At 62.5% G+C, this 3,495-nt stretch carries 2 protein-coding genes; both read right to left on the bottom strand.

Translation table 11 applies throughout. The annotated features are described in order from the left end of the window. A partial coding sequence (locus tag O3298_RS29065; protein WP_305061197.1) for a condensation domain-containing protein occupies nucleotides 1-1,579 on the bottom strand: 1,579 nt, incomplete at its 3' end. Between the two features lie 2 nt (nucleotides 1,580-1,581). Further along, nucleotides 1,582-3,495 (bottom strand): non-ribosomal peptide synthetase (locus O3298_RS29060; protein WP_305061196.1); only part of this gene is annotated, 1,914 nt, incomplete at its 5' end.

The following is a 3,495-nucleotide window of genomic DNA, read 5'->3' as shown; positions in this document are numbered from 1 at the left end:
TGAGTTCATGCAGCAGGTAGTGCCGCTCATCGTCGCCCAGCAGCGGCAGGTCGTAGACCGGCGTCTGCGGCGCCGCCGCAATACCCTGCAGCAGCCGGTCGTAATGCGCGGCCAGCCTGGCGATTGTGGCCGCGTCGAACAGATCGACGTTGTAGTCGATGTGACAGGCAAGGCCGCCTGACGTTTCCCTTACCTCGAACAGCAAATCGTACTTGGCGGGTGCATCCTTGTTATCCACCGCCTCAAACGCGACATCCTCCAGCCTGACGTGACCACCCACGCTGACTTCCATGCCCATGCTGAACATGATCTGGAACAGCGGGCTGTATTGCGTGCTGCGCTGGGGATTGATGCGCTCGACCAGATACTCGAACGGCACGTCCTGCCGGCTTTGCGCGTCGAGGTTGACCGCCTTGACCTGTTCCAGGTACTGGTCGAAGCGCGGGTTGCCCGACACGTCGGTGCGCAGCACCAGTGTGTTGACGAAGAAGCCGATGAGCTCTTCCAGCTCCTTCTGCAGCCGGTTGGCCACCGGCGTGCCGATCACGATGTCGCTGCTGTTGCCGTGCCGCGCCAGCAGCACGCTCAGCGCGGCGTGCAGCACCATGAAAGGCGTGGCCTGGTTGTCCTGGGCGACTTTTTTCAGGCCCTCATGAACAGCCTTTCCAACTGTGAAGCGGTGGCGCGCACCCCGGAAGCTCTGGTGCGCCGGGCGGGTGCGGTCCAGCGGCAGATTGTGCACCGGCGGCAGGCCGGCCAGTTGCTTGCTCCAATAGCCAAGCTGCTCCTCCAGTACCGGTCCGGTCAGCCAGTTGCGCTGCCATTGCGCGTAGTCGGCATAAGCGATCGCCAGCGGACCGTAGGGGTCGGCGGCGCCGCTGCGCAGCGCCTGGTACTGGCTCAGGAATTCCTTGACCAGCAGGTCCATCGACCAGCCGTCCGAAGCGATGTGGTGCATATTAAACAGCAGCATGCCTTCCTCCTCGCCCAGCAGGATGAAGCTGGCGCGCAGCATCACGTCGCGCGCCAGGTCGAACGGCGCTTCGGCGTCGGCCAGGGCCAGCTGCTGTACAGCCTGTTCCCTCGCGCCGGTGTCGAGTTGGGTCAGGTCGTTCACCTGGATGCCGAATTCCACCTGCTCACGGATCACCTGCCACAGCTGTTCGCCTTCACTGGCGAAGACCGTGCGCAGCGGCGCGTGCCGTTCAATGATGCGCCGGAACGCCTGCTCGGCGACGGTGACGTCGAAGCGGCCCGTCACGCGCAGGGCGGACGGCATGTTGTAGTGCGCGCTGCCGCCGTCGAGCCGGTCCAGGAACCACAGGCGCTGCTGCGCGAACGATACGGCCACTTTGCCGGAGTGGCGTGGCATGGCCACCACGTTCATGCGGCTGGCGCCGGCCGACACGGAGTTCTGGTTCAGATAGTCAATGAGCTGCTGCTTGTTGTTCTTGATTAGCTGCACTGCATCGGCATCGAGCGAGCCCTTGCGGGCCCTCGCCTTTAAGGTGCCGCCCTCAACAAATACTTCGATCCCCTTGGCTCCAAGTTGTAGCAAGACTTCATTTACGTAGTTCATCTTCAGAATTCCATTTCTTCGATTTGATTGGCAGGCACCGCCGACAATTCCTGAGCCAGTTTGCTTTTGCCTTGCAAAGCATCGACCGACTTGGCGATCAAGCCGATGGTGACGTCCGTAAATGCTCCCCTGACGCCGATTTCGACGTCGAAGCTTGACTTGATGACCCGAAACAGCTGGACCAGCAGCAGCGAATTGCCGCCGAGCGCGAAGAAGTTCGCGTTGACACTGATGTCCCCTGAATTGAGCTGAAGCAGGCTAGCCCAGATCCCTACCAACGTTTCCTCGGTCGCGGTGCGCGGCGCTAGGTATTCATCGAGCAGGTGGCTGCCATCGGGCGTCGGCAGCGCCTTGCGGTCCAGTTTTCCGTTCGGCGTCAATGGCAAGGCGTCCAGCACCTGCCACGCCGACGGCACCATATACTCGGGCAGCACTTGCACGAGTGCGGCCTGCAGCGCGGGGATCGACAGTGCCGTCGAGTCGTCAGGCACGATGTAGGCCACCAGACGTTGATGGCCGGGCCGGTCTTCGCGCACGGCGGCGACCGCCTCCAGCACACCCGTGCACGCCGCCAACTGGCTCTCGATTTCGCCCAGTTCGATGCGCTGGCCGCGGATCTTCACCTGGTCGTCGATCCTGCCGATATATTCAATGTTGCCGTCTGCCAAATGGCGCGCGAGATCACCCGTTTTGTACAGGCGCGTGCTGCTGGACGGGTCCAGCGGATCATGGAAAGGATTTGGAATGAAACGCCCGGCCGTGAGTTCAGAACGATTCAGATAGCCCCGTGCCAGCCCGACGCCGCCAATGTGTAGCTCGCCGATGCTTCCCTTGGGCAGCAGCTGATTTTGCGCGCCCAGAACGTAAAGCGCCATGTTCTGGATCGGGCGGCCGATCGGCACCGTCACCAAATCCACAGCCTTCGGGCAGGCCCAGTAACTGACATCGATTGCCGCTTCTGTCGGGCCATACAGGTTGTGCAGCGGTGCGGCATTGGCTGCGTAATGGCTTGCCACTACATCCACGGGCAGGGCTTCGCCGCTGCAGAACACCTGCCGCACGGACGTGCAGTGCTGCCAGCCTTCATCGCTGGCCATCAGGCGCAGCATCGACGGCACGAAGTGCAGCGTTGTCACCCCTTCGGACTGGATCACGGACGCGAGATAGGCCGTATCCTTGTGCCCCTCGGGTTCTGCCATGACCAAGCGCGCGCCGGCAATGAACGGCCAGGTTAGCTCCCACACGGAGACGTCGAAACCGAACGGCGTTTTTTGCAGGACGACGTCCGTCTCGCCGAGCGGGTATTCACGCTGCATCCAGTCGATGCGGTTGACCAGGGCTTGGTGCTCGACCAGCACACCCTTGGGACGGCCTGTGGAGCCGGAGGTATAGATCACATAAGCCAGGTTTCGGGGGCCGGCATGGCAGCCATGGGGATTCTGCCTACTGCGGCCCGGCGACGCATCATTCAGTTCTTTGCAATCGAGGCTGGCGATGCCTATGCTGCGCCCTGCCACCATGTCCGACGCCTGTTGATGCAGCCCGTCCTGGGTAAGCAGTATAGTAGCACCGCAGTCCTCAAGCATGTAGGCGAGACGATCCTTCGGGTAGCTCGTGTCCAGCGGTACGTAGGCGCCGCCGGCCTTGAGGATGGCCAGCACGCCAACCACCATCTCGATGCTGCGTTCGACATACAGTCCCACCAGCGTGTCGGCCGCCACACCCTGCTCCAGCAGGCAGTGCGCCAGCTGGTTGGCACGCTCGTTCAGTTCGCGGTAGGTCAGCGAACGGTTTTCGCACACCAGCGCCACCTTGTCGGGCGTGCGTTCGGCCTGTTCCTCGAACAGCTGGTGGATGCACTGCTCATGCGGGTAGGCCGCTTCGGTCGCGTTGAGTTCATGCAGCAGGTAGTGCCG

The sequence above is a fragment of the Janthinobacterium sp. SUN137 genome, assembly GCF_030587265.1.
In the GTDB taxonomy this organism is placed as follows: Bacteria; Pseudomonadota; Gammaproteobacteria; order Burkholderiales; family Burkholderiaceae_D; genus Janthinobacterium; species Janthinobacterium kumbetense.
This window is presented reverse-complemented; position numbering and strand designations above follow the sequence as displayed.